Here is a 19966-nt window from a genome sequence, read left to right as displayed (position 1 = left end):
TCCCGCTGCAGCGCACATTGATCTTCCATGGCCCTCGACCGGCGTAGAACTACGCACGGGAACCCGGCGCCGTGTAAACAGTCGATTAATCCAATCGCGCCATCCTGAAGGGTGAATTTCTGCGAGGGCCCTTGGGCCGTCGCCAAGCTTTTGAGCGGCGGCTCCCTCGATGGAGCGAGCAACATGCGCAGCATCATTGCCATCGTGCTGTCGGCGGCGGCACTGGCGTCGTGCACGCCCGAGAGCGGCAGCAATGCTGACGTCACGGGCTCGATCGACAATTGCGCCCGCAAGCTTTTCAGCCAGTACAATCCCAAGGACAAGAAGCAGTGCGTCGCGGTGTGCATCGCCTGCGAGCGCGGCGTGGTGACGACCTGCTCGACCGCCTGCACGCTCAGGGGCGCACAATAGTCGCACCCCTGCGGCGGATCTCCGTTACGCGACGCCGCCGAGATAGAGCCGCTTGACGATATCGTTGGCCTTCAATTCATCGACCGACTGCGCAGCCACCGCGATCTCGCCGTGAACGATGATGTAGCCGCGGTCGGCGATCCGGATCGCCTGGTTGAAATTCTGCTCCGCCATCAGCACCGTCAGACCGACGCGCTGCTTGAGCTCGCCGATCTTGGCAATGGTCTGCGACACGAGTAACGGCGACAGCCCGACCGACGGCTCGTCGATCAAGAGCAGCCGCGGCGACGACATCAGCGCGCGCGCAATCGCCAGCATCTGCTGCTGTCCGCCGGACATGGTGCCGGCGAGCTGGCTGCGCCGCTCCTTCAGCACCGGAAAGGTGTTGAAGACGAGCGCGAGATTCTGCTGGATGGCGCTGCGGGCCATTCTCCTGAACGCGCCGAGCATCAGGTTTTCCGTCACCGTCAGCTTGGGAAACAGCCGCCGCCCCTCCGGCACCAGCGCCACGCCGAGATCGACGATCGCCTCGGGCGAGAGCTTCGTGAGGTCATGCGCCACGCCGTCGATCGACAGCGCAAGCCGGCCGCTATCCGGACGCACCAGGCCCATGACGCACTTCATCAGCGTGCTCTTGCCGTTGCCATTGGTGCCGAGCAAGGCCACGGTCTCGCCGGCCTCGACATGCAGCGTGACGCCGCGCAGCGCCTTGACGGCCCCGTAGCCGGCATCGAGGCCTTCGATAGCAAGGCTAAGTGCCAAGATAGGCCTCCTGCACCCGCTTGTTGGCCATCACCTCGCCAGGCGAGCCGAGCGCGATGATTTTTCCGGCGTCGAGACACATCACCCGCTCCGAAAAGCGCATCACCGCCTGCATGATGTGCTCGATCATGATGATGGTGATGTCTTCCTCGCCAAGGCTGATCAGGAGGTCGAGCACCTCGTCGACCTCGGAAGACGACAGCCCGGCCATCGCTTCGTCCGAAATCAAAAGCTTCGGACGAACCGCCATCGCGCGCGCGAGCTCCATCTTGCGCAGCTCCACCTGGCTCAGCGTGTCGCTCGCGGCGCCGGCTTTCGAGGCCAGCCCCATCCGCGTCAGGATCGACATCGCGATCTCTTCCTCCGCCGCGGCTGAACCGGCGGCGGCGAAGTCGAGCCCGACCATGAGGTTTTCCAGCACCGTCATGCTCCTGAACGGCCGCGGAATCTGGAAGCTGCGGGCGATGCCGCGGCGCGCGCGCAAGTGCGGCGGCAATTGCGTGATGTCCTCGCCGCAGAATACCACGCTGCCGACCTGCGGCTTCAATGCGCCGGAGATGCAGTTGATCAGCGTGGTCTTGCCCGAGCCGTTCGGGCCGATCAGGCCGAACCGTTCGCCCTTTCGGATATCGACGCTGATATTGTCGAGCGCGGTGAAGCCGCCGAAGGTCTTTGTCAAAGTCCCCACCTGCAGCAGGGGTGCGTCGGCGGCTGCCGTATTCATTGCTTGCCCCCCGCGCGCAGACGGTAGCGCGGCCGCAACAGCCCAATGATGCCCTTCGGCGCGCCGACCACGAACAGCACCAGCATGATGCCGAGCACCAGCACGTTGACCTCCGAAGAGATGGTCACGGCGAGGAGCTGTTGCGTCGAGCCGAGCAGGATGGCCCCTAACACCGGGCCGATCCAGTGCGCGGTGCCGCCGATCAGCGCCATCGCCAACGCCGAGACCGAGTAGCTCAGGTTGAACGCCGAGGACGGATCGGCATATTGCAGGTACATGGCAGCGGGCGCGCCGGCCGCGGAGATCAGCGCGCCTGATATCATGCAGGCGATCAGCTTCAACTTCAGCGTCGGCACGCCCGTGCATTCGGCGGCGAGCTCGTCGTCCCTGAGCGCCTGCAGGCCGCGGCCGATCCGGGAAGTCTGGACGTAGCGCGCGATCGCAATGGCGATCACGGCCAGGACGGCCTGCACGAAAAACAGCATCTTCACATAGCTGTCGAACGGCGCCATCACCGGCGGCCGCTGGATCTGGATGCCGGCCGCGCCGCCGACGAACCGCCAGTTCATCACAATGGTCTCGATGATGATCGCCAGCGCAATCGTCGCGATCGAGAAGAAGATGCCGCGCATCCGCAAAGTGAGGAGGCCAACGCCAAAGCCGAGCGTCATGCCGACGACGGCGGCGGCTGCGATCTGCACCAAGAGCGGCGCGCCCGTCGCCTTGAACAGCGCTACCGCCGTATAGACGCCGACGCCGAAAAAGGCGTTGGTGCCGAAATTGACGTAACCGGCGTAGCCGCCGAGGATGCTCCAGGCAACTGCAAGCGCGATGAACTGCAGGATGACGTAGCCGGCAAAAAACGGATATTCGTTGCGGACGATCTGTGTCATCGACAACACGGCGACCAGGAAGACGGCGACGGCGGCCCAAAATGCAATGCTGTGGTTGCGCTTGTTCATCGGCCGAGCAGACCTTGCGGCCGGACGGCGAGCACGCCGAGCAGCATTGCGAACGAGATCGCCGGCGCCCAGGAAGCCCCGAACAACGTCAGCACGATGGATTCGGCGACGCCGAGGATGATGGCGGCGATCAGCGTGCCGCTGATGCTGCCGAGCCCGGCCATGACGACGACGCAGAAGGTCCGCCCGATATAGGCGCGATCGAGCGTCGGCTCGACCGGCGCCACGATGATCAGGAGCGCGCCGGCGATGCCGAGCACGGCAGTGGCGATGCCGAAGGCAAATTGCTTGATGCGGACCGGATTGGCGCCCATCAGCCGCAGCGCCTCCTCGTCCTGCGCGACCGCGCGGATCGCGCGGCCCATGAAGGTTTTCGACAGATACACGGCAAGCAGCACCGTCAGCGCAAGCGCCACCGCGAAAGCCACCAGTTGCCGGATCGGTATCCGAAACTCGCCGAGCCGCCACGACTTGCCGATATAGGTCGCGGAAACCGAGCGCTGGTCGACGCCGAATTGCAGGATGATCAGCACCTCGATGATGAAGGCGATGCCGAAGAAGAAGGCGATGCCGCGGACGGCGGCATCACTGCCGCGCCGCTCGAAGGTTTCGTAATAGACGCGGTAGGCCAGCAGGCCGAACACGAAGAACAGTGGCGTGATGGCGAGGCCCGCCAGCAACGGGTCGATGTCATAGCTCTCGTTGAGCTGGAATACGCCATAGGACGCCAGCACCAGGAACGCCGGATGCGCAACATGGGGAACGTCGAGCAAGCCGAACGAGACGGACAAGCCGACGCTGACGGCTGCATAGAAACAGCCGAGCAGCACGCCAAGCACGACTGCCCCAAGCAGCAGGTCCATCGAAAACAATTCAAGTCCCCCCTTGGCCCTGAGCCGGAAAAGCCACGAGGGCTAGTTTCGGGCAGTCTCGAAGGGAGTGATGAGCTCTCCGGTTTTCAATTTGTCAGGGAATAGAATCACCTGCTTGCCGGAGGAACGGAACTGCTCGATATCCTTGTCCTTTACACCGCGGAACTGGGCCTGCAGGGTCGCCGTTTCCTTGCGCTCGCCATCGGCCGAAAACGCGATCGACCCGACGATGGTCTTGTGCTCGTTGTCGCGCAGGTATTTCGCGATGCCCTTCTGGTCGAGCGACTTGGTCGCGCCGACCGCCGCCTCGATCATCTGGCCCATCGCATAGCCGAACGGCGCCAGATAGTAGCCGAGCGGATCGACCTTGGCCTCGACGGCGCGCTTGGTGTACTTGTCGAAAAATTCCTTGGTGCCGTCGAAATACATGCTCTTTTCCGGCAGCCAGGTATTGTAGTTCACGACGCCGTTGAGCAGCGAGCCGAGATTCGACATCACAGCGGCAAATTGCAGACCGACCATGCCGCCGCCGAAAATCTTGACGCTGTCGCCGATCCCGATCTCGTTCACGGCACGCAGGATGCCGGCCGAATCCGGCGGATAGGACGCGACATAGACGATGTCGGGCTTGGCCGCCTTCAACGCGCGAATGATGGACGAAAATTCAACCGTGTTCGGCGGGTAGACCTGGTCGAAAACGATCGGGATATTGCGCTTCTTGGCGACGTCCCGCGCCGTGAGCGCGAGGTTTTGCGCGAATTCCTGATCCGCCGTCAATAGCGCCATGTTCTTGCCGCCGGCCTTTTGCGCCAGGTCAAGGAACGAAGCCGCCCAGCTATCGGCCGGCCCCCAGGGTGCATTGTTGAACCACATGTCGTGGCCGACCTTGCTGTTCACCTGGAACGAGAAATTCCCCATCAGCAAGAGGCCGCGCTGCTTGACGAACGGCATGATCGGCGCGGTCGGTACCGTTGCATAGGGCGCGAACAGCAGGTCGACCTTATCGACATCGACCAGCTTGGCGTAGATCGCGGGCGTCTCCGATGCGCTCGACTTGTCGTCATAGACGACCAGTTCGACCTTGCGGCCGAGCAGTCCGCCCTTGGCATTGACGTCGTCGCGCCAGATCTCGATGCCGAGCAACGACGCCTTGCCGCCGCCGGCGAGGCCGCCGGTTTGCGGCATCGACATGCCGATCTTGATCGGCGGCTGCTGGGCAAGAGCGCTCGATCCGTGCCCTACCACCGCGACGGCCATTGCGCCGCCCAGGAATGTTCTGCGTTTCATCGATTCCCCCTTGTGTCGTTTATGTCGTTGTATTTCTGCGTCCGCCGGATCTTCGCCCGGCTGCGGTGAAGTGGATCGCGTCAGTCTCGGGCTAGCCGCCGGCACCCGCCGAGGCCGGTTCGCTTTTGGCTTGTTTCATGATCGCCGACGGATCGGCGCCGACGCGCCCGCTGGTCTTGTCGGCGGCGTTTTCGCGCGACAACCGCATGTCGAAGCGGATGCTCGGCATGCCCTTGATCGGGCAGTCCGGATCATTGGCTACCACGTCGACGGCAAGATCGCCCGACGAGCCGAACACGACATCATCGGCCAGATGGGGATCGTCACGCAGATAGAGCGCCGTGACCAGTTCGCGATAGCCGGCTGCGCCGACCAGGAAGTGAATATGCGCCGGCCGCATGCCATGCCGCGCCTGCGCCTTCACCATCGCGCCGACCGGGCCATCCATCGGGATCGAATAGCCGAGCGGTTTGACGGTGCGCAGCACATAGAGGCCATCGGCATCGGTGGCGAACACACCGCGGTAATCGACCGAGGTCGCACTGGCCTGGATGTCATAGAGGCCATCAGCGCCGGTCTGCCAGATCGAGACGGTGGCGCCCGCGACCGGTTTGCCCGCGGCATCGGTGACGCGGCCATACAACACGCACTCGCTGCCGGGCTTCGGGTTCTTGGCGATCGAACTGCCGGCTGCAAGCGTCGGCGTGGCCTCGCGGTAGAACGGGCCGAGCAGACTGGTGTGGGTGGCTTCCTCAAGCGCGGTTGCGTCGTGCAGTCCGTTGACGAGCGCCGAGAGGCCGAGCGTGTCGGATAGCAGGATGAATTCCTGCCGTTCCGGCGAACACATCTTGCCGGCGGCAGTCATGAATTCGATGCCCTTGATCCATTCCGCGGGCGTCAGGTTGACCTCGCGGGCGAAGGCATGGAGATGTTTTACCGCCGACGCCATGATCTCCTTCAGGCGAGGGTCTGGCGTCGTCGCCATCTGGTCGAGCACGGCGTCCGTGATCGTTTCCGGCGTTAACTCACGCATGCGTCACTCCCTGATCTGCCGGCCGTTACTCGACCTGCCGGCTGTTTTGCAGCAAGCCTAACCGCTTGTTGGGGATCAACACAAGGCGTTCGAAGGCGAGGCCTGCGCCCTCTCCTACGAATTGATACGGGCGAATAGGTTACATGGCCCACACACTCGCGCATCAAACGAGCGCGGCAGGGCCTCCGCCCACGATTTTGCGATTGCACAATCGGCGCAACGGCAGTGGGATCATTTTTCCTTTTCGCGGATCGGCGGCGCGGTCTTCTCCGCCGGCGCCGGCGGCAGCGCGGGCTGAGCGCCCGACTTCTGCGCATCCGGGTCTGGACGGGCAGGCTGCGGCGGAACGTCTGATGGCCTTTGCCCGGTCGTGCCCGGTTCGGACGGCGCAGGCGGCGCGGGCGGTTTGGTTTCTGCGTCTGGCGTCGATTGCGTTGGCGGCGTCGCCTGCGCGACGTGCTGGGAATCGCGCGCCACGATCTCGCTCAGCGACAGGGCCGAAATAATTAGCCCGACCGCGATCAGCGTGGACGCGCCCAGCATTTCCCTTCGATATTTGCGTTGACGGGCATCGGCAGGCATATCGTTCGACCCACAAAATGGTTCGTGGGCTCAACGGCCGGCAAGGCCCATAGTTCCGCGGGGAACCTGTATGGTAACTGGCCCGGGACGCCTAGAATTCGGAAGATACACATCCTAAGCCGTGTTTCCGATTGAGTTGCCGCCCCATTTCTTCGCCAGAGCCACGCAAAAGGCTCTGGGCCACTACTGGCGGCGCCGCGGAGCCCCAAGAAAAACAAAACACACGACGAAATCCCGATATGTCGCCCCGTGGTCTCCGCGGCAATCTTGTCGGAAGAGGATTAGCGAAATGACTGAACGAATTTCGTTGGAAGGGAAGGTCGCGGTTGTGACTGGGGCAGGCCGCGGGCTGGGGCGGGCACACGTCGAACTTCTCGCCGAACGCGGTGCCCGGGTCGTGGTAAACGACCTAGGGACCGACGTATTGGGGTTCGGGAAGGACTCCACGATAGCGGAACAGGGTGGCCGACCTCATTCGGTCACGTGGAGGTGAGGCAATCGCGAATGACAGCGATGTTTCCACCCCTGAAGGTGGTAGTGACCTGATCGCGATGACCATCGAGCATTTCGGGAGAATAGACCTTCTCGTGAACAACGCTGGTATCTGCGGAAGCCAGCTATTCACGGACGCTACCCTTGACGATTTCGATCGCTATTGGCGCGTGCACGTCGGCGGGCCGGTTAACACGGTGAAGGCTGCCTGGCCCTATATGGCCGCACAACGCCATGGGAAGATCATCCTCACTACCTCAGTCAGCGGCCTGTTCGGACTACGTGGCCAAGATGCGGCGGCCAAGTGCGCAGTAGTCGGATTGATGCGCATTCTTGAAGGTGCTGAGCATGGGATTCTCGTGAACACCATTTCGCCAGTCGCGTACACGAGGATGCACCCCCGCCGCTGGATCCCGCTTGGCTGAAGCAGATGGAAGAGCCGCCATGCCGGTTGAGGCTGTTGCGCCAGCGATCGTTTGGCTGGCAAGCGATAGTTGTTCGGAGACGAACAGGATCTACAACGTAGGAGCCCGAGCAATCCAACGTATCGCTATCGTCATGGGACCTGGCTTCTACGATCCACATCTGACACCCGAGAGCATCGCCGAGAACTACGCAAAGGTCGAATCGATCGAGGGCTACTCCGAACCAGGCCCGTTCGAGCCTGGTGGTGCGTAGACACAGACACCTGCAACGGCGAAACGATGAGACGTCAATTGGTGGTTACAGCGGCAAACGACGAGTGCTCGCGACTCTCCTACTCACCAATGTCGTCGGGTCAGCCGCTCATGCAACTCGGCTCGGGCGAGGGGATAGGACGAATAACCGCCGAAAAGCTGGTAGTCGCGAAGTACGTATTGCTGATCGGGTACGCCTGTTAAGTCTCCGCCGCCGTGGTTGAAGGCGGGTTTGGTGGTCACGAGTGACGCAACGGGCACAGACCAGTGTCAGGGCGGTCGTTTTCTAGAATTCCAGCATCCCGGCGTCGCCGTCCTCGGTGCCGAAGGCCAGCAACGTGCCCTTCGCGTTCCAGGCCAGTGCCGAGACCGGCTCGCTGCCGTTGCGGCGCACCAGTATTTCCGCGCCATCCTCGAGCCGCACGATCAGCACGGTGCCGTCACTATAGCCTGCGGCCATGATGTCCTGCTTCGGATGACAGGCCACCATGGAAACGCGCGCCTGCAGCGGCGCCAGCATCGCAGGCTCCTTGCCCATCGGACCGTCCTTGCTGGCGAACGGCCAGATGATCACGCTGTCCGCACCCGACGTGGCGAGCCCCTTGCCGCCCGCGCTCCACGACATCGAGCGGACGCGGCCGGGATAGCCGCTCATCCGCATGTGCCTGTTGTCGGCAAGCCGCCAGCCATGCAGCGCCGGCTCGTGCATCGCGGTGACCAGGAATTTGTTGTCGGGGCTGAAGGTGACGGCGAGATGCGAGCCGGCCCATTCCAAAAATTCCGGCTTCGCCGCCATGTTGGGAAACCACAGCGTCACGCCGTTGTAATGGGCGACCGCCACGCGCAGGCCTTTTGGCGCGAAGGCGAGGCCGCCGACGGTCGACGGCGCATCAAAAGTCTTCTCCTCGCCCTTGCCGCCGCGGACGAACGCCGTCTTGCCAGCCGACCAGGCAAATGCGCCATCGAGATGCAGCGCGACATTGTCGATCCAGCGCCGTTTGGCGTCGGTCGCAAGCACCGACGTCTCACCCTTTGCATTCAATGCAACGAGCCTGCCGTCGTCGCCACCGGTGACGACGCGCTTGCCATCGGACGCTGTGCAGAGGATGGCGCCGCTGTGCACGACCACATGGGAGATTTCGCCGGTGGCATCGGCGATTGCGACTTTTTCCTCGGCGCACACGAAGGCAGCGCGCTCGCCGAGGAAATGCACGGCGGAGACGGGTGCACCAACCGCAACGGATTTCACGCGGTCGGTCAGGGATGCAATGGTGAGCTGTTCGGAAGACATGATTTCCGTCTCACGCAGCAATGCAGCTTTCGAAACCTTCGCGGATTGTCTTTTCCGGCAATTCGCGGCCGATGAAGACGACGCGGCTTTCGCGCGGCTCGCCTTCCTTCCACTTCCGCTGATGATCGCCTTCCAGCATCATGTGCACACCCTGGAACACATAACGGTCGTCGTCGTCGGTGAAGGAGAGGACGCCCTTCGAGCGCAGGATCTTCTGGCCCTCGGTGGCGACGAGGGTTTGCAGCCACGGCATGAACTTGGTCGGGTCGAGCGGCTTGTCCGACCGCAGCGACAGCGATTGCATGTCCTCGTCGTGGTAGTGCTTCAATCCGCCATGGCTGTGGCTGTGATCGTTGTGATGATGGTCATGATGGTGATCATGATCGTGATGGTGATGATCGTCTCCGGCGTCGAGGAATTCCGGCTCGATCTCCAGAATGCGATCGAGATCGAACGCGCCGCGTTCCAGCACGTCGGATAGCGCGACCTTGCAGCGCTCGGCGCGGTGCAGCTTTGCATATGGATTGATGCCGCGAATTCGGGCCTCGACTTCGGCCAATTCCGGCTTGGAGACGAGGTCGGTCTTGTTCAGCACGATGACGTCGGCAAACGCGATCTGGTTCTTGGCTTCCGGCGCGTCCTTGAGACGATCGCTCAGCCATTTGGCGTCCGCCACGGTGACGACTGCGTCGAGCCGCGCGTTCTTCTGCACGTCTTCGTCGACGAAGAAGGTCTGCGCCACCGGCGCCGGATCGGCCAGCCCCGTGGTCTCGACGATGATGGCGTCGAACTTGCCCTTGCGCTTCATCAGGCCGTCCATGATGCGCACGAGGTCGCCGCGCACGGTGCAGCAGATGCAGCCATTGTTCATCTCGAACACTTCCTCATCGGCGCCGATGATGAGGTCGTTGTCGATGCCGATCTCGCCGAATTCGTTGACAATGACGGCGTATTTCTTGCCGTGGTTTTCCGACAGGATGCGGTTGAGCAGCGTGGTCTTGCCGGCGCCGAGATAGCCCGTCAGCACGGTCACTGGAATTTTTTGGGACGAAAGTTCAGACATAATGGCTCCGGAGCGGAAATGGTTTTGCGCACCGGCAGCAGGGAGGCCCCTGCCCTATGGGCTCAGCGCGCTGGTCAGGGCCTTTATATTGTGCCTGACCATCGCAATGTAAGTGGGAGAATCGCCCTTTTCGCCGGTCAAGCTGTCGGAATAGAGCGTTCCGCCGACCCTGGCGCCGGTCTCGACCGATATCCGGCTCATCAGGCGGGGATCGGAGATATTTTCGAGAAAAACTGCCGGTATTTTGGCCGCCCTGATCTGGGTGATGATCTTTGCGACATCGCGGGCGCTCGCCTCGGATTCGGTCGATACGCCGACCGGCGCAATGAATTCGATGCCATAGGCGGCGGCGAAATAACCGAACGCGCCGTGGGTCGATATCACCTTGCGACGGCCTTCCGAAATTTTGGCGACTGCCTCGCGCACCTCGCGGTCCAATGCGTCGAGTTGCGCCAGATAGGCGCCGGCGTTGGACTTGAAGGTTTCGGCACTGGCGGAATCGGCGGCCACCAGCGCGTCGCGGATATTGGCCACGTAGATCTTGGCGTTGGCGACCGATTGCCAGGCATGAGGATCAGCTACCGAGCCGAGCTTGAGCGGCGTAATGCCGGTAGTCGTGGTTACGATAGTCGCCTTTCCGCCGGCGGATTTGACGAGCCGCGACAACCAGCCCTCGAACCCAAGACCATTGACGAACACAAGCTTTGCACCCGCAACCCGTTTGGCGTCCGAGGGCGCCGGCACATAAACATGCGCATCGCCGTCGGGCCCGACCAGCGTCGTGACCTCGACGCGATCGCCGCCGACCTGGCGAACGAAATCGCCGATGATTGAGAAGCTTGCAACGACGTTGAGGCGATCCTCGGCGCGGGCCGGGCCTGCGACCGCGAGCATGGCGAGAGCGATAAGCCAGTACCGGATCATGACTACGCCTCGAGATGACGGCCGGGAAACATCTGCCGGACCAGACCGCTGACAGGGCCGAACAACAGCGATGCGATATACAGCACCGCCGCGATCAGGATGACCGCGGGGCCTGAGGGAATTTTGGTCTGAAACGACAGCACCAGTCCGGCATAGCCCGAGACAATCGCGCTCGCCACCGCGATGCAGATCATGCCGGTGATGTCCCGCGACCAGAACCGGGCGATGCCGGCGGGCAGGATCATCAGGCCGACGCCGAGCAAGGTGCCGAGCGCATGAAAGCCGTTGACCAGGTTGATGACGACCAGCGCCAGGAACGCCAGATGCGCGGGCGCGCCGGCGCGAGAGACGGTGCGCAGGAACACCGGATCGACGCATTCGATCACGAGGGGACGGTAGATTACCGCCATCACCAAGAGTGTAATCGTGGCGTTGAAGGCGATCACCAGCAGCGTCTGGTCGTCCATCGCGAGGATGTTGCCGAACAGCACGTGTAGCAAGTCGATATTGGTGCCCTTGATGGAGACGATGGTAACGCCGAGCGCCAGCGACACCAGATAGAAGGTCGCGAGCGAAGCGTCTTCCTTCAACTCGGTGTTGCGCGCGACGAGGCCGGCGAGCAGCGCGACGGTAAAGCCCGCGATCAATCCGCCCGTCGTCATCGCGAACAGATTCAACCCCGAGACCAGGAAACCGATCGCAGCGCCCGGCAGGATCGCATGCGCCATGGCGTCACCGACCAGGCTCATCCGCCGCAGCATCAGGAACACGCCGATCGGCGCGGCGCCGAGCGCAAGCGCGATCACGGCGGCGAGCGCGCGGCGCATGAACTCGAATTCGATGAAGGGCGCGAACAGCGCGTCGTACAGCATCAGGCCGCCCGTGATGGCATATCGGCGGCGCAAGCTGCGGCGCTGTCGTCGAAGGCTTCGCACATCTTCATCGCCACGAGCAGGTTTTCCGGTGTCAGCACTTCGGCGGTCGGCCCCCACGCAACCGGCCCGCGCGCCAGCAGCAGGGTTTCGGGGAAGTGGCTTCGCACCATCTCCAGATCGTGCAGCGCCGCCAGCACGGTGCGCCCCTCGCCATGCCAGCGCCGGACCAGCGCGATCAGGTCCGCCGAGGTTTTTGCATCGATGGCGTTGAACGGCTCATCCAAAACGATGAGGCGCGAATCCTGCAGCAGCACCCGCGCAAACAGCATGCGCTGCATCTGCCCGCCGGACAGCGTGCCGATCGCGCGGTTTTCAAAACCGTTGAGCCCGACCGCGGCGAGCGCCGCCAGGATCTTCTCGCGCGCGGCCTTGCCGATGCCGCCGAACGGACCCGTCGAACGCCACAGCCCGCTGCCGACGAAATCAAACACCGAGATCGGAAAGCTGCGGTCGATGTCGACGCTCTGCGGCAGATAGGCGATGTCCCTGCTATCGAGACCGCCGAGACCAATCGCGCCGGACAGCGGCTTGAGGATGCCGGCCACTCCCCGGAACAGCGTCGACTTGCCGGCGCCGTTCGGCCCGATCACCGCCATCAGCGCGCCCGGCGCGACCTCGCCGTTGAGGTGATGCACCGCCGGATGCCGGTCGTAGCCGAGCGTGACGTTTCGAAATTTTATCTGCGCGGTCATGCTCACCTCATCGCCACCAGGACAACGGCCCACAGAGCGACGCTGACGGCGAGCGCTGCGGCAAGGCGGGCTGACACAGTCATCCGCAGGATCGACCAGGGCGCGGCCTGCGCCGGATGCGGCGTCGCCGGGCCGTGGCTGTGGGCGTGGGCGTGATGCGCGTGGTCGTGGGAATGAGGCATGGATCGACGTTATAATATAACATTACGGGAGTCCACGAGGGGCGTGGCCGTAGATCGGTATTCTCAAAGGGTACCGTCTGTCATGCCCCGCGAAAGCGGGCATCCATTACGCTGCGGCCTGATTGGCGGGCGCGCCCAGCATTCGAGCGGACCCGCAAAGAGGCCGCCAACCGAGGCGACCCCTGTCATAAGGCTTTCAAATAGGTTTGCTTGTGTTTCGTTGGCTGGCTATGGCCGCTGCCTATGGGGCAGGACGAATTAATGTGGCCGGCAGGGACCGTCTGAATTTCAGAGCAAGGCAGGCGGTCCCGCTAAGCCCTCAAGCTTCGAGTGGAAGGCTGGATCGTGAGACGATAGGCAACGAGCGTGCTGCCGTCTGTTGCCTCCAGCGCCATATCGCAGACTGGGCAGTGATATTCGCCCTTGGTCCCAACCTGAGACGAAAGCTCAAGCCGTCTGAATCCCGCCCCGCAGTTTGGGCAGGTTACGTCGCCCTTCTTCATGTACACCCCTACATCGGCTGGTCCGCCCCCCCGGCGGGGCGAGTCTTAGCCGATATTCACGGACAGAACCAGTTCATCATCCGGTGAATTGCGGGGTTTCTGCCGATCTATGATTTACGATCATATAAAAACATCTTGAGCGTGCACCTCACGGCTTGCCGATCACCATCGCGATCGCGGCCGCCAGAAACGGAAACGGCACCGAGACCACGGCGCGAAACCAGACGAAGCGGGCCGGCATGAAGGGAATTTCCCAGAGGATCATGCGCTGAAAGGCGAACAGCGCCCAGGCGACGACATAGGCGATCACCTGCGGCGGGCCGCCGCCGACTTTCAGCGCCACCGCGCCGATCGAAAAGCCGACCACGGGGCCTCCGGGCGTCGCCGCACCCGCAATCACCGCAGTCAGCACGCCGAGCCAGCCGCTGTCGGGGCCGAGCCAGCCGGTGATGACTTCCGGCGGGATGACGGCGGCGATGTAGCCCGAGCCGATCACGCCGAGTGCAATGCGCGGCACGATGTTGATGAAGTCCATCGAGCCTTCGCGCACCGACGACACCAGCACGACGCGGCCTCGCCGCCAAGCCATGAAGCCGAGAATGGCGACCGAGGCCCACAGCGTGATGTCGATGATCAGCGCAGACGCCGTCACGACGGCTCGCCCTTCGGATACATCCGCACGAAGACGACGCGGCCGAGCCAGCCTGCCAGCACGGGGATCGGCAGCGAGATCACAATGCGCCACAGCGTGAAGTCGGTGCCGAGAATCGGCAGCTCCCAGGCGACCGCGCGGCCGTAGCCGATCAGCGTCCAGCTCACGACCATGGCGATGGTGGCGCCGAAATCGGCGCCGACCGTGAGCAATGCCGCCGCCACCGGATAGGCGGTGAAGGGACCGCCCGGCAGGATCGCGCCGAATGCCGTTGCGATCAAAAGTCCTTTTAGCCCCGATTCCGGCCCGAGCGATCGCGAGACTTTGTCGTGCGGCAGAATTTCTGCGATGAATCCGCCGAGCAGGCAGCCGGCCAACACACGCGGGATGATTTCGCCGAACAGCAGGAGATCGTGGGTGAGAATATTGAGCACGCCGTCGATGCCGTCGCGCCGCCACACTAGCGCAGCGCAGATCGCGACGAGCGCGCCGATCACGATCATCGACCAGCCGACCGGCTTGCGGGCACGCCGGGGTTTTGGCTCGGCGTCGTCGGCTGGCGCCGGGTCTGTTGGCGGAGTTTCTGACAAGGCCGTGCGTTGGCGGGTGAAGCGGATCCATCCTGCTTAGTCCCGCGCGTGTGGCGAAGCAAACGGAAGCTCGCGCGATACCCATGCGCATCTCAAGGACGCCCATGCGAGGACGTCACGCGGTCATATGGCGGTTGGTTCAGGTGAACTGACGCACCAGTGCGAGACCGCCGAACAGCCCGGCAATCGAAAGCATGACGGAGCCAATCACGTAAAGCGCCGCGAGCCCAAGCTCGCCGCGCTCGTAGAGCAGCGCGGCATCGAGCGAATAGGCCGAGAACGTGGTGTAGCCGCCGAGGACGCCGGTCATCAAAAACAGCCGCCAGGGCTGCGAGGCCTCGCCCTTGAAGGCGAGATAACCCGCGATCAGCCCCATCGCGGTCGAGCCTGATATGTTGATGATGAATGTGCCCCAGGGAAAGCTGGTGCCGAGGCAGCGGGCGCAGGCGAGATTGATGAGATGACGCAGCGTCGCGCCAAGGCCGCCGCCGAAAAAGACCAACAAATAGCTTGTCGCGTTACCCACTATTGCCCCGGTGTTCACCCTCCCCTGGAGGGGTCGAGACGAGCGTAGCTCGCTCTCTAGGTCGACGCGAAGCGGCGGGGTGGGGTGACGGTCTCTCCACATCCAACAGTGCCTGTGTTGAGAGATCACCCCACCCCGTCTCACATTCCGCTGCGCTCCATGTGAGCCGACCCTCCCCCTCCAGGGGAGGGTGAAACGGCGCTATCGCGCCTGGTCGTCAGGCTCCGGCCTTGCCGAACAGCTCGTCGACATAGTCCCAGTTGATCAGGTTATCGCAGAACGCCTTGAGATAGTCGGGACGGCGGTTGCGATAGTCGATGTAGTAGGAGTGCTCCCAGACGTCGCAGCCGAGAATCGGCGTCGCGCCGTAGACCAGCGGGCTCTCGCCATTCGCGGTCTTGGAGATTTCGAGCTTGCCGTTCTTGACCGACAGCCAGCACCAGCCGGAGCCGAACTGGCCAACGCCGGCGGCGGCGAAATCGGCCTTGAACTTCTCGAGCCCGCCGAGGTCCTCGGTAATCTTCTTATCCAGACGCCCGGGCAGCTTGCTGCCGCCGCCATTCGGCTTCATCCAGTTCCAGAAATGCAGATGGTTATAATGCTGGCCGGCATTGTTGAACACGGCCGGATTCTTGCCGAACGAACCCTTGACGATCTCCTCCAGGGACTTGCCTTCGAATTCAGTCCCCTTGATCGCGTTGTTTCCGTTGGTCACGTAAGCTTGGTGATGCTTGTCGTGGTGGTACTCCAGCGTTTCCTTGGACATGTGAGGCGCAAGGGCGTCGTGGGAATAGGGGAGATTGGGCAGCGTGAAGGTCATGGGGTGATGTCCGAACTGATGGGAGACGAAGTCTAACGGGAACCCTTATAGAAGGTTCCATTGGTCTTAAACACCGCATTTTGGCAAAACGGCAGGGGTCTTGCGTAACGCCCCTCCGCGTCCAGCGTATGACGGATAAGGGCGCCGCGACGAGGGAATGACATGAGTATCGAGATCGACGTCCTGAACGGCGAGGCATCATGGCCGAGGGCCGAACCGCTGATGAACGCGGTGTGGCCGCGCGATGTCGTGGAAAAATTGCCCTGGGGTCACGTCAAATGGGCCCACGCCGATCTGCGCGTGCTGATTGACGCACCGGAGGATTCGCCCAGCCCAGGACTTGCCTGCCATGTCGGCATCTACTTCCGTGACGCTACTTGGGACGGGCGCAAGGTTCATGTCGGCGGCATTGGCGGCGTCTCGACCCGGGCGGATTGCCGGGGACGCGGCTATGCGACGCTGGCGCTGAACGCCGCTGTCAGGACCCTGCGCGACCACGAAGCGGTGCGCTTTGCGATGCTGTTCTGCGAGCCGCACAATGAAGCATTCTATCAGGCGCGCGGCTGGCATGCGTTCAACGGCGAGGTCTATGCCGAACAGCCGGAGGGACGGGTTCGCTTCGAGGCCATGGCGCCGTTCGTGTTCGATTTTACCCGCAAACCGCGCGACGGCGTCATCGACCTATGCGGCCTGCCGTGGTGACCCCTGCAGCGGCGCGGGGTGACTTGCGCCGGCCCGGTCCGATAATATGTCACCCATAATCTATTTCATTTGGATGACGTGACGCATGACCATGGACGCCCCCCTCGACATGCGCCCCGCCGCGGTCCCGTCAGCTCCGACCAGTGCCCTGCTCACCTCGCCGATCCTGTCGACGCTGCTGACACTTGCGCTTCCCAACGCGATCGCCATGGTCGGCATGACGCTGGTTGCGGTCGCCGAGACCTCCTATATCGGCCGGCTCGGCACCGAGCCGCTCGCGGGAATCGCGCTGGTATTTCCCTTCGTCATGCTGACGCAGATGATGTCGGCGGGCGCGATGGGCGGCGGCGTTTCCTCCGCCATCAGCCGCGCGCTCGGCGCCGGCGACCGCGACCGTGCGGCGACATTGGCCCTGCATGCGGCGATGATCGGCGCCTGCGCCGGGCTCTTTTTCACGGCGATGATGCTGGCCTTCGGCCACGCGTTTTACGCGCTGCTCGGCGGGCGCGGCGGCGTGCTCGAACAGGCCATGCAATATTCGAACGTGCTGTTCTCCGGCGCGATCGCGATCTGGCTGGTCAACACGCTGGCTTCCGTGGTGCGCGGCACCGGCGACATGCGGATTCCATCGATCACGCTGATCGGGATCGCGCTGGTGCAGATCGCCGTCGGCGGCGCGCTGGGCCTTGGGCTGTTCGGACTGCCCGGGCTCGGCATGCGTGGCGTTGCCGCAGGCCAGCTCGCCGCCTTTACGCTGGGGGCCATCTTCCTCGTCTGGTACCTCGTCAGCGGCCGCAGCCGGCTGACGCTGAGCTTCAACGGCTTCAAATTCCAGCGCGACATGTTCTTCGATATTCTCAGGGTCGGCGCGGTGTCCTGCCTGTCGCCGCTGCAAACCGTGCTGACGGTGTTGATCTTCACCAAAATCCTGGCCGGCTATGGCACCGAGACACTGGCCGGCTATGGCATGGGCTCGCGGCTGGAGTTTCTGCTGACGCCGATCGCCTTCGCATTCGGCGTCGCCTCGGTGCCGATGGTCGGCATGGCCATTGGCGCGGGCCTCGTGACGCGCGCCCGGCAGGTGGCGTGGACCGCGGGCGTTGCGGCCGGCATTACCGTCGGCGCCATCGGACTGATTGTCGCGGCAAAACCGTCGCTCTGGGTTTCGATGTTCACCGGCGACCCCGGCGTCACCGCCGCCGCCAATGCCTATTTCACCTGGGCAGGCCCGGCCTTCGCGTTTTTCGGGATCGGCGTCAGTCTCTATTTCTCCTCGCAAGGTGCTGCGAAGGTCGGCGGTCCCGTGATGGCCGGCACCGCAAGGTTGCTGATCGTCGGGGGCGGCGGCTGGTGGCTGGCCTCCATGGGCGCGCCGGCATCGACCTTGTTCGCACTGGTCGGCGCCGCGATGGTCGTTTACGGCCTCGGCACGGCGTTGTCGATCCGACTGACCCCCTGGGGCAAATGATAACGGCAAGTTGCACTCAATCCGACGTTGCACAAATCTGATTTGTTGCTATGCAGGCCTGCTTTTTCGTAAGGAATGATTCATGGCTTGCAGAACGGCTTTCATCATCGCGATCTCAGCGGCATTGCTGGCCGCGCCATCCGCCTTCGCGCAAGGCGCCGAGCCGACCGGCGTCTGGCTGACCCAGGCGGGCGATGCCAGGGTGAAAATCAGCAAATGCGGCGGTGGAATTTGCGGCGTGATCGTCGGGCTGAAGGAGCCGATCGATCAGGCCACCGGCCAGCCTCAGGTCGACGACAAAAATCCGAACCCGGCCCTGAAGCGGCGGCCGATGATCGGCCTTCCCCTGTTCAGCGGCATGAGCCCCAGCGGTCCCAACAAATGGTCGGGCCAGATCTACAATGCCGATGACGGCGGCACCTACGCCAGCAGCGTCTCGGTAACAGGCGCAGATACGCTAAAGGTCGAAGGGTGCGTCGGCGCGCTCTGCGGCGGCGAGAACTGGACGCGCGTGGGGCGGTGAACGAACAAAATTGATACTGCCGCTGCGGCGCGAGCCCCCACCCTAGCTGGGGTGGGGGTGCCGCCGCATATTCGAACCGCAGACGGCGTGCAAATCGTCACCCCCACACTGCCTACGCCGCCATCGCCTTCAGCGCTGACGCCGCCGACGCGTAGCCGCCGCGGGCGCCGTCGATGAAGTGGACATGATCGCTGCGCATCACCGAGGGGGCGAAGCAGGTCATCATCGCGGCGTCCTGCCGGTGCAGGCCGTAGCGCACGATCTTGCTGGAAGCCGCCTTTGCCAGAAGCTCCGTCAGCGCCCGTTCCAGCTCGACCGTGCAATCGAGGATCATCCGCAAGCCATCGTCATATTTGCGGAAGTCAGAATTCTCCACCACCTGCTGCACGTAGTTCTTCGGCACGAATTTGCCGACCTTGATGCCGAACCGCATCACCACATAGGCCCAGAGCGTGACGGCGAGCACGATGGTGCGTCGCTTAAACAACGGCCCGCCGCGCGCGGCGCGCGCCTCATATTCGACGCCGGCCGGCGGCCAGCGCAGCGGTGGCCCATCCGGCGGCACCGGCCGGCCCGCATCCGGGCTCTGCTCGACCAACTTGATGAGGTCCTCGATCACCTTGCGGAAACGTTGCGGATCGGCGCCCTTGGCCGGCACCACCAGCACCGACAGAATGAGCCCGCGGGAAGAAGGAATTTCCTCGAACCGGCACGACAGCCCGGACAGATCGGGCTGCGTTCCCGGCTTCGCCGGCGGGACCGCGAATTCGCCCCGCTTCATCGCGGCATCCGCCCATCCCAGCCCGCCGCCGGAAAACATCGCATAGGACAGATTGGACGACGGCCCGAAGCGGGCGACTTTGATATCGAGGCCCTGCGCGCGAATGTCCCTCACCGGCACCAGCGCTACCCGCATCATCAGATCGAGATCGGCGCTGACCCAGGCCGCGGTCGCCGCCAGTGCCTCGCGCGCGTTCGAAAGATCCGCCGGGGAGATCGCAAAGCTCGCACCATCGCCGCCGAACACGAACGGAAACTCGCGGCCATCAAGCGCATTGGTCACGGCCGCGATCACGGCAGCGCCGGCCATGTTGACCGCCTTGTAGCGCTGATTGGCGATCGCCCTCGTCGACTCGACGATGTCGGCGACACCGACGGTCCAGTCGTCCGGCAACGGCGTATACAGCGCCGGGTCCATCAGGCTGCCGAAGCCGCGAAAGACCGGAATCGCGCCATAGAAAATGTCGGTGCCGTCAGACGTCGTCATGGCGATCTGCGCTACCCCGCGTTCGC

General features: G+C 63.5%; 24 protein-coding genes. 6 read left to right on the top strand and 18 right to left on the bottom strand.

The features are described from left to right. The first annotated feature begins 183 nt into the window (after nucleotides 1-183). On the top strand, nucleotides 184-411 hold the full coding sequence (locus tag V1290_RS23715; RefSeq protein ID WP_334366611.1) for a hypothetical protein: 228 nt from the start codon (nucleotides 184-186) through the stop codon (nucleotides 409-411). Nucleotides 412-435: 24 nt separating this feature from the next. Here V1290_RS23715 and V1290_RS23710 read toward each other — a convergent pair whose 3' ends face one another. From V1290_RS23710 to V1290_RS23680, 7 genes are all read right to left on the bottom strand, one after another. Continuing rightward, the gene (locus tag V1290_RS23710; protein ID WP_334366610.1) at nucleotides 436-1173 is read right to left on the bottom strand and encodes an ABC transporter ATP-binding protein; all 738 of its coding nucleotides are present in this window, start codon (nucleotides 1171-1173) and stop codon (nucleotides 436-438) included. Beyond that, complete coding sequence (locus V1290_RS23705; RefSeq protein WP_334366609.1) at nucleotides 1163-1897, bottom strand: ABC transporter ATP-binding protein; 735 nt, start codon at nucleotides 1895-1897, stop codon at nucleotides 1163-1165. Before V1290_RS23705 ends, V1290_RS23710 begins: the two co-directional genes overlap by 11 nt. Then, entirely contained in the window at nucleotides 1894-2859 is a 966-nt protein-coding gene (locus tag V1290_RS23700; protein ID WP_334366608.1) for a branched-chain amino acid ABC transporter permease, read from the bottom strand. The genes V1290_RS23705 and V1290_RS23700 overlap by 4 nt, the downstream gene beginning before the upstream one ends. After that, nucleotides 2856-3722 (bottom strand): branched-chain amino acid ABC transporter permease, encoded by an 867-nt coding sequence (locus tag V1290_RS23695; protein ID WP_334369155.1) that lies wholly within the window; start codon nucleotides 3720-3722, stop codon nucleotides 2856-2858. The genes V1290_RS23700 and V1290_RS23695 overlap by 4 nt, the downstream gene beginning before the upstream one ends. A 51-nt stretch (nucleotides 3723-3773) precedes the next feature. Then, the gene (locus V1290_RS23690) at nucleotides 3774-5018 is read right to left on the bottom strand and encodes an amino acid ABC transporter substrate-binding protein (protein ID WP_334366607.1); all 1245 of its coding nucleotides are present in this window, start codon (nucleotides 5016-5018) and stop codon (nucleotides 3774-3776) included. 91 nt (nucleotides 5019-5109) lie between these two features. Then, entirely contained in the window at nucleotides 5110-6051 is a 942-nt protein-coding gene (locus V1290_RS23685; RefSeq protein ID WP_334366606.1) for a dioxygenase family protein, read from the bottom strand. A gap of 231 nt (nucleotides 6052-6282) precedes the next feature. Further along, nucleotides 6283-6594, bottom strand: a complete 312-nt coding sequence (locus V1290_RS23680; protein WP_334366605.1) for a hypothetical protein — start codon at nucleotides 6592-6594, stop codon at nucleotides 6283-6285. Between the two features lie 328 nt (nucleotides 6595-6922). Here V1290_RS23680 and V1290_RS36560 point away from each other — a divergent pair, with 328 nt between their 5' ends. After that, on the top strand, nucleotides 6923-7126 hold the full coding sequence (locus V1290_RS36560) for an SDR family NAD(P)-dependent oxidoreductase (RefSeq protein WP_442895010.1): 204 nt from the start codon (nucleotides 6923-6925) through the stop codon (nucleotides 7124-7126). Beyond that, complete coding sequence (locus V1290_RS23675; RefSeq protein WP_334366604.1) at nucleotides 7095-7550, top strand: SDR family NAD(P)-dependent oxidoreductase; 456 nt, start codon at nucleotides 7095-7097, stop codon at nucleotides 7548-7550. The genes V1290_RS36560 and V1290_RS23675 overlap by 32 nt, the downstream gene beginning before the upstream one ends. 538 nt (nucleotides 7551-8088) lie before the next feature. On the opposite strand, the gene V1290_RS23670 is transcribed toward V1290_RS23675, so the two are convergent. From V1290_RS23670 to V1290_RS23625, 10 genes are all read right to left on the bottom strand, one after another. Further along, entirely contained in the window at nucleotides 8089-9093 is a 1005-nt protein-coding gene (locus V1290_RS23670) for a WD40 repeat domain-containing protein (RefSeq protein ID WP_334366603.1), read from the bottom strand. Between the two features lie 10 nt (nucleotides 9094-9103). Continuing rightward, complete coding sequence (locus V1290_RS23665; protein ID WP_334366602.1) at nucleotides 9104-10156, bottom strand: CobW family GTP-binding protein; 1053 nt, start codon at nucleotides 10154-10156, stop codon at nucleotides 9104-9106. Nucleotides 10157-10210: 54 nt separating this feature from the next. Further along, nucleotides 10211-11080, bottom strand: a complete 870-nt coding sequence (locus V1290_RS23660) for a metal ABC transporter substrate-binding protein (protein WP_334366601.1) — start codon at nucleotides 11078-11080, stop codon at nucleotides 10211-10213. A 2-nt stretch (nucleotides 11081-11082) separates the two neighbouring features. Then, on the bottom strand, nucleotides 11083-11952 hold the full coding sequence (locus tag V1290_RS23655; RefSeq protein ID WP_334369154.1) for a metal ABC transporter permease: 870 nt from the start codon (nucleotides 11950-11952) through the stop codon (nucleotides 11083-11085). Continuing rightward, nucleotides 11952-12707, bottom strand: a complete 756-nt coding sequence (locus V1290_RS23650; protein WP_028350500.1) for a metal ABC transporter ATP-binding protein — start codon at nucleotides 12705-12707, stop codon at nucleotides 11952-11954. Before V1290_RS23650 ends, V1290_RS23655 begins: the two co-directional genes overlap by 1 nt. 2 nt (nucleotides 12708-12709) lie before the next feature. Then, the gene (locus V1290_RS23645) at nucleotides 12710-12889 is read right to left on the bottom strand and encodes a hypothetical protein (RefSeq protein ID WP_249734433.1); all 180 of its coding nucleotides are present in this window, start codon (nucleotides 12887-12889) and stop codon (nucleotides 12710-12712) included. Nucleotides 12890-13540: 651 nt separating this feature from the next. Then, complete coding sequence (locus V1290_RS23640) at nucleotides 13541-13981, bottom strand: hypothetical protein (protein WP_334369153.1); 441 nt, start codon at nucleotides 13979-13981, stop codon at nucleotides 13541-13543. Between the two features lie 59 nt (nucleotides 13982-14040). Then, the gene (locus V1290_RS23635) at nucleotides 14041-14634 is read right to left on the bottom strand and encodes a permease (RefSeq protein WP_334366600.1); all 594 of its coding nucleotides are present in this window, start codon (nucleotides 14632-14634) and stop codon (nucleotides 14041-14043) included. A 139-nt stretch (nucleotides 14635-14773) separates the two neighbouring features. Beyond that, on the bottom strand, nucleotides 14774-15160 hold the full coding sequence (gene crcB / locus V1290_RS23630; protein ID WP_334366599.1) for a fluoride efflux transporter CrcB: 387 nt from the start codon (nucleotides 15158-15160) through the stop codon (nucleotides 14774-14776). A gap of 217 nt (nucleotides 15161-15377) precedes the next feature. Next, nucleotides 15378-15980 carry a superoxide dismutase gene (locus V1290_RS23625; protein ID WP_334366598.1) on the bottom strand — a complete coding sequence of 201 codons (603 nt, stop codon included), beginning with the start codon at nucleotides 15978-15980 and terminating at the stop codon, nucleotides 15378-15380. A gap of 162 nt (nucleotides 15981-16142) precedes the next feature. Between V1290_RS23625 and V1290_RS23620 the strand changes: the two genes are divergently transcribed. From V1290_RS23620 to V1290_RS23610, 3 genes are all read left to right on the top strand, one after another. Next, nucleotides 16143-16682 carry a GNAT family N-acetyltransferase gene (locus V1290_RS23620; RefSeq protein WP_334366597.1) on the top strand — a complete coding sequence of 180 codons (540 nt, stop codon included), beginning with the start codon at nucleotides 16143-16145 and terminating at the stop codon, nucleotides 16680-16682. Between the two features lie 85 nt (nucleotides 16683-16767). Next, nucleotides 16768-18150: an MATE family efflux transporter gene (locus tag V1290_RS23615; RefSeq protein WP_334366596.1), complete on the top strand. Its 1383-nt coding sequence runs from the start codon at nucleotides 16768-16770 to the stop codon at nucleotides 18148-18150. A gap of 82 nt (nucleotides 18151-18232) precedes the next feature. Then, entirely contained in the window at nucleotides 18233-18673 is a 441-nt protein-coding gene (locus V1290_RS23610; protein ID WP_334366595.1) for a DUF2147 domain-containing protein, read from the top strand. 112 nt (nucleotides 18674-18785) lie between these two features. On the opposite strand, the gene V1290_RS23605 is transcribed toward V1290_RS23610, so the two are convergent. Then, nucleotides 18786-19940 carry a DUF3095 domain-containing protein gene (locus V1290_RS23605; RefSeq protein ID WP_334366594.1) on the bottom strand — a complete coding sequence of 385 codons (1155 nt, stop codon included), beginning with the start codon at nucleotides 19938-19940 and terminating at the stop codon, nucleotides 18786-18788. Nucleotides 19941-19966: the final 26 nt, after the last annotated feature.

It is taken from the genome of Bradyrhizobium sp. AZCC 1578 (assembly GCF_036924675.1).
GTDB lineage: Bacteria > Pseudomonadota > Alphaproteobacteria > Rhizobiales > Xanthobacteraceae > Bradyrhizobium.
The sequence above is the reverse complement of the archived record's forward strand: the minus strand, read 5'-3'. Positions and strand labels throughout refer to the sequence as shown.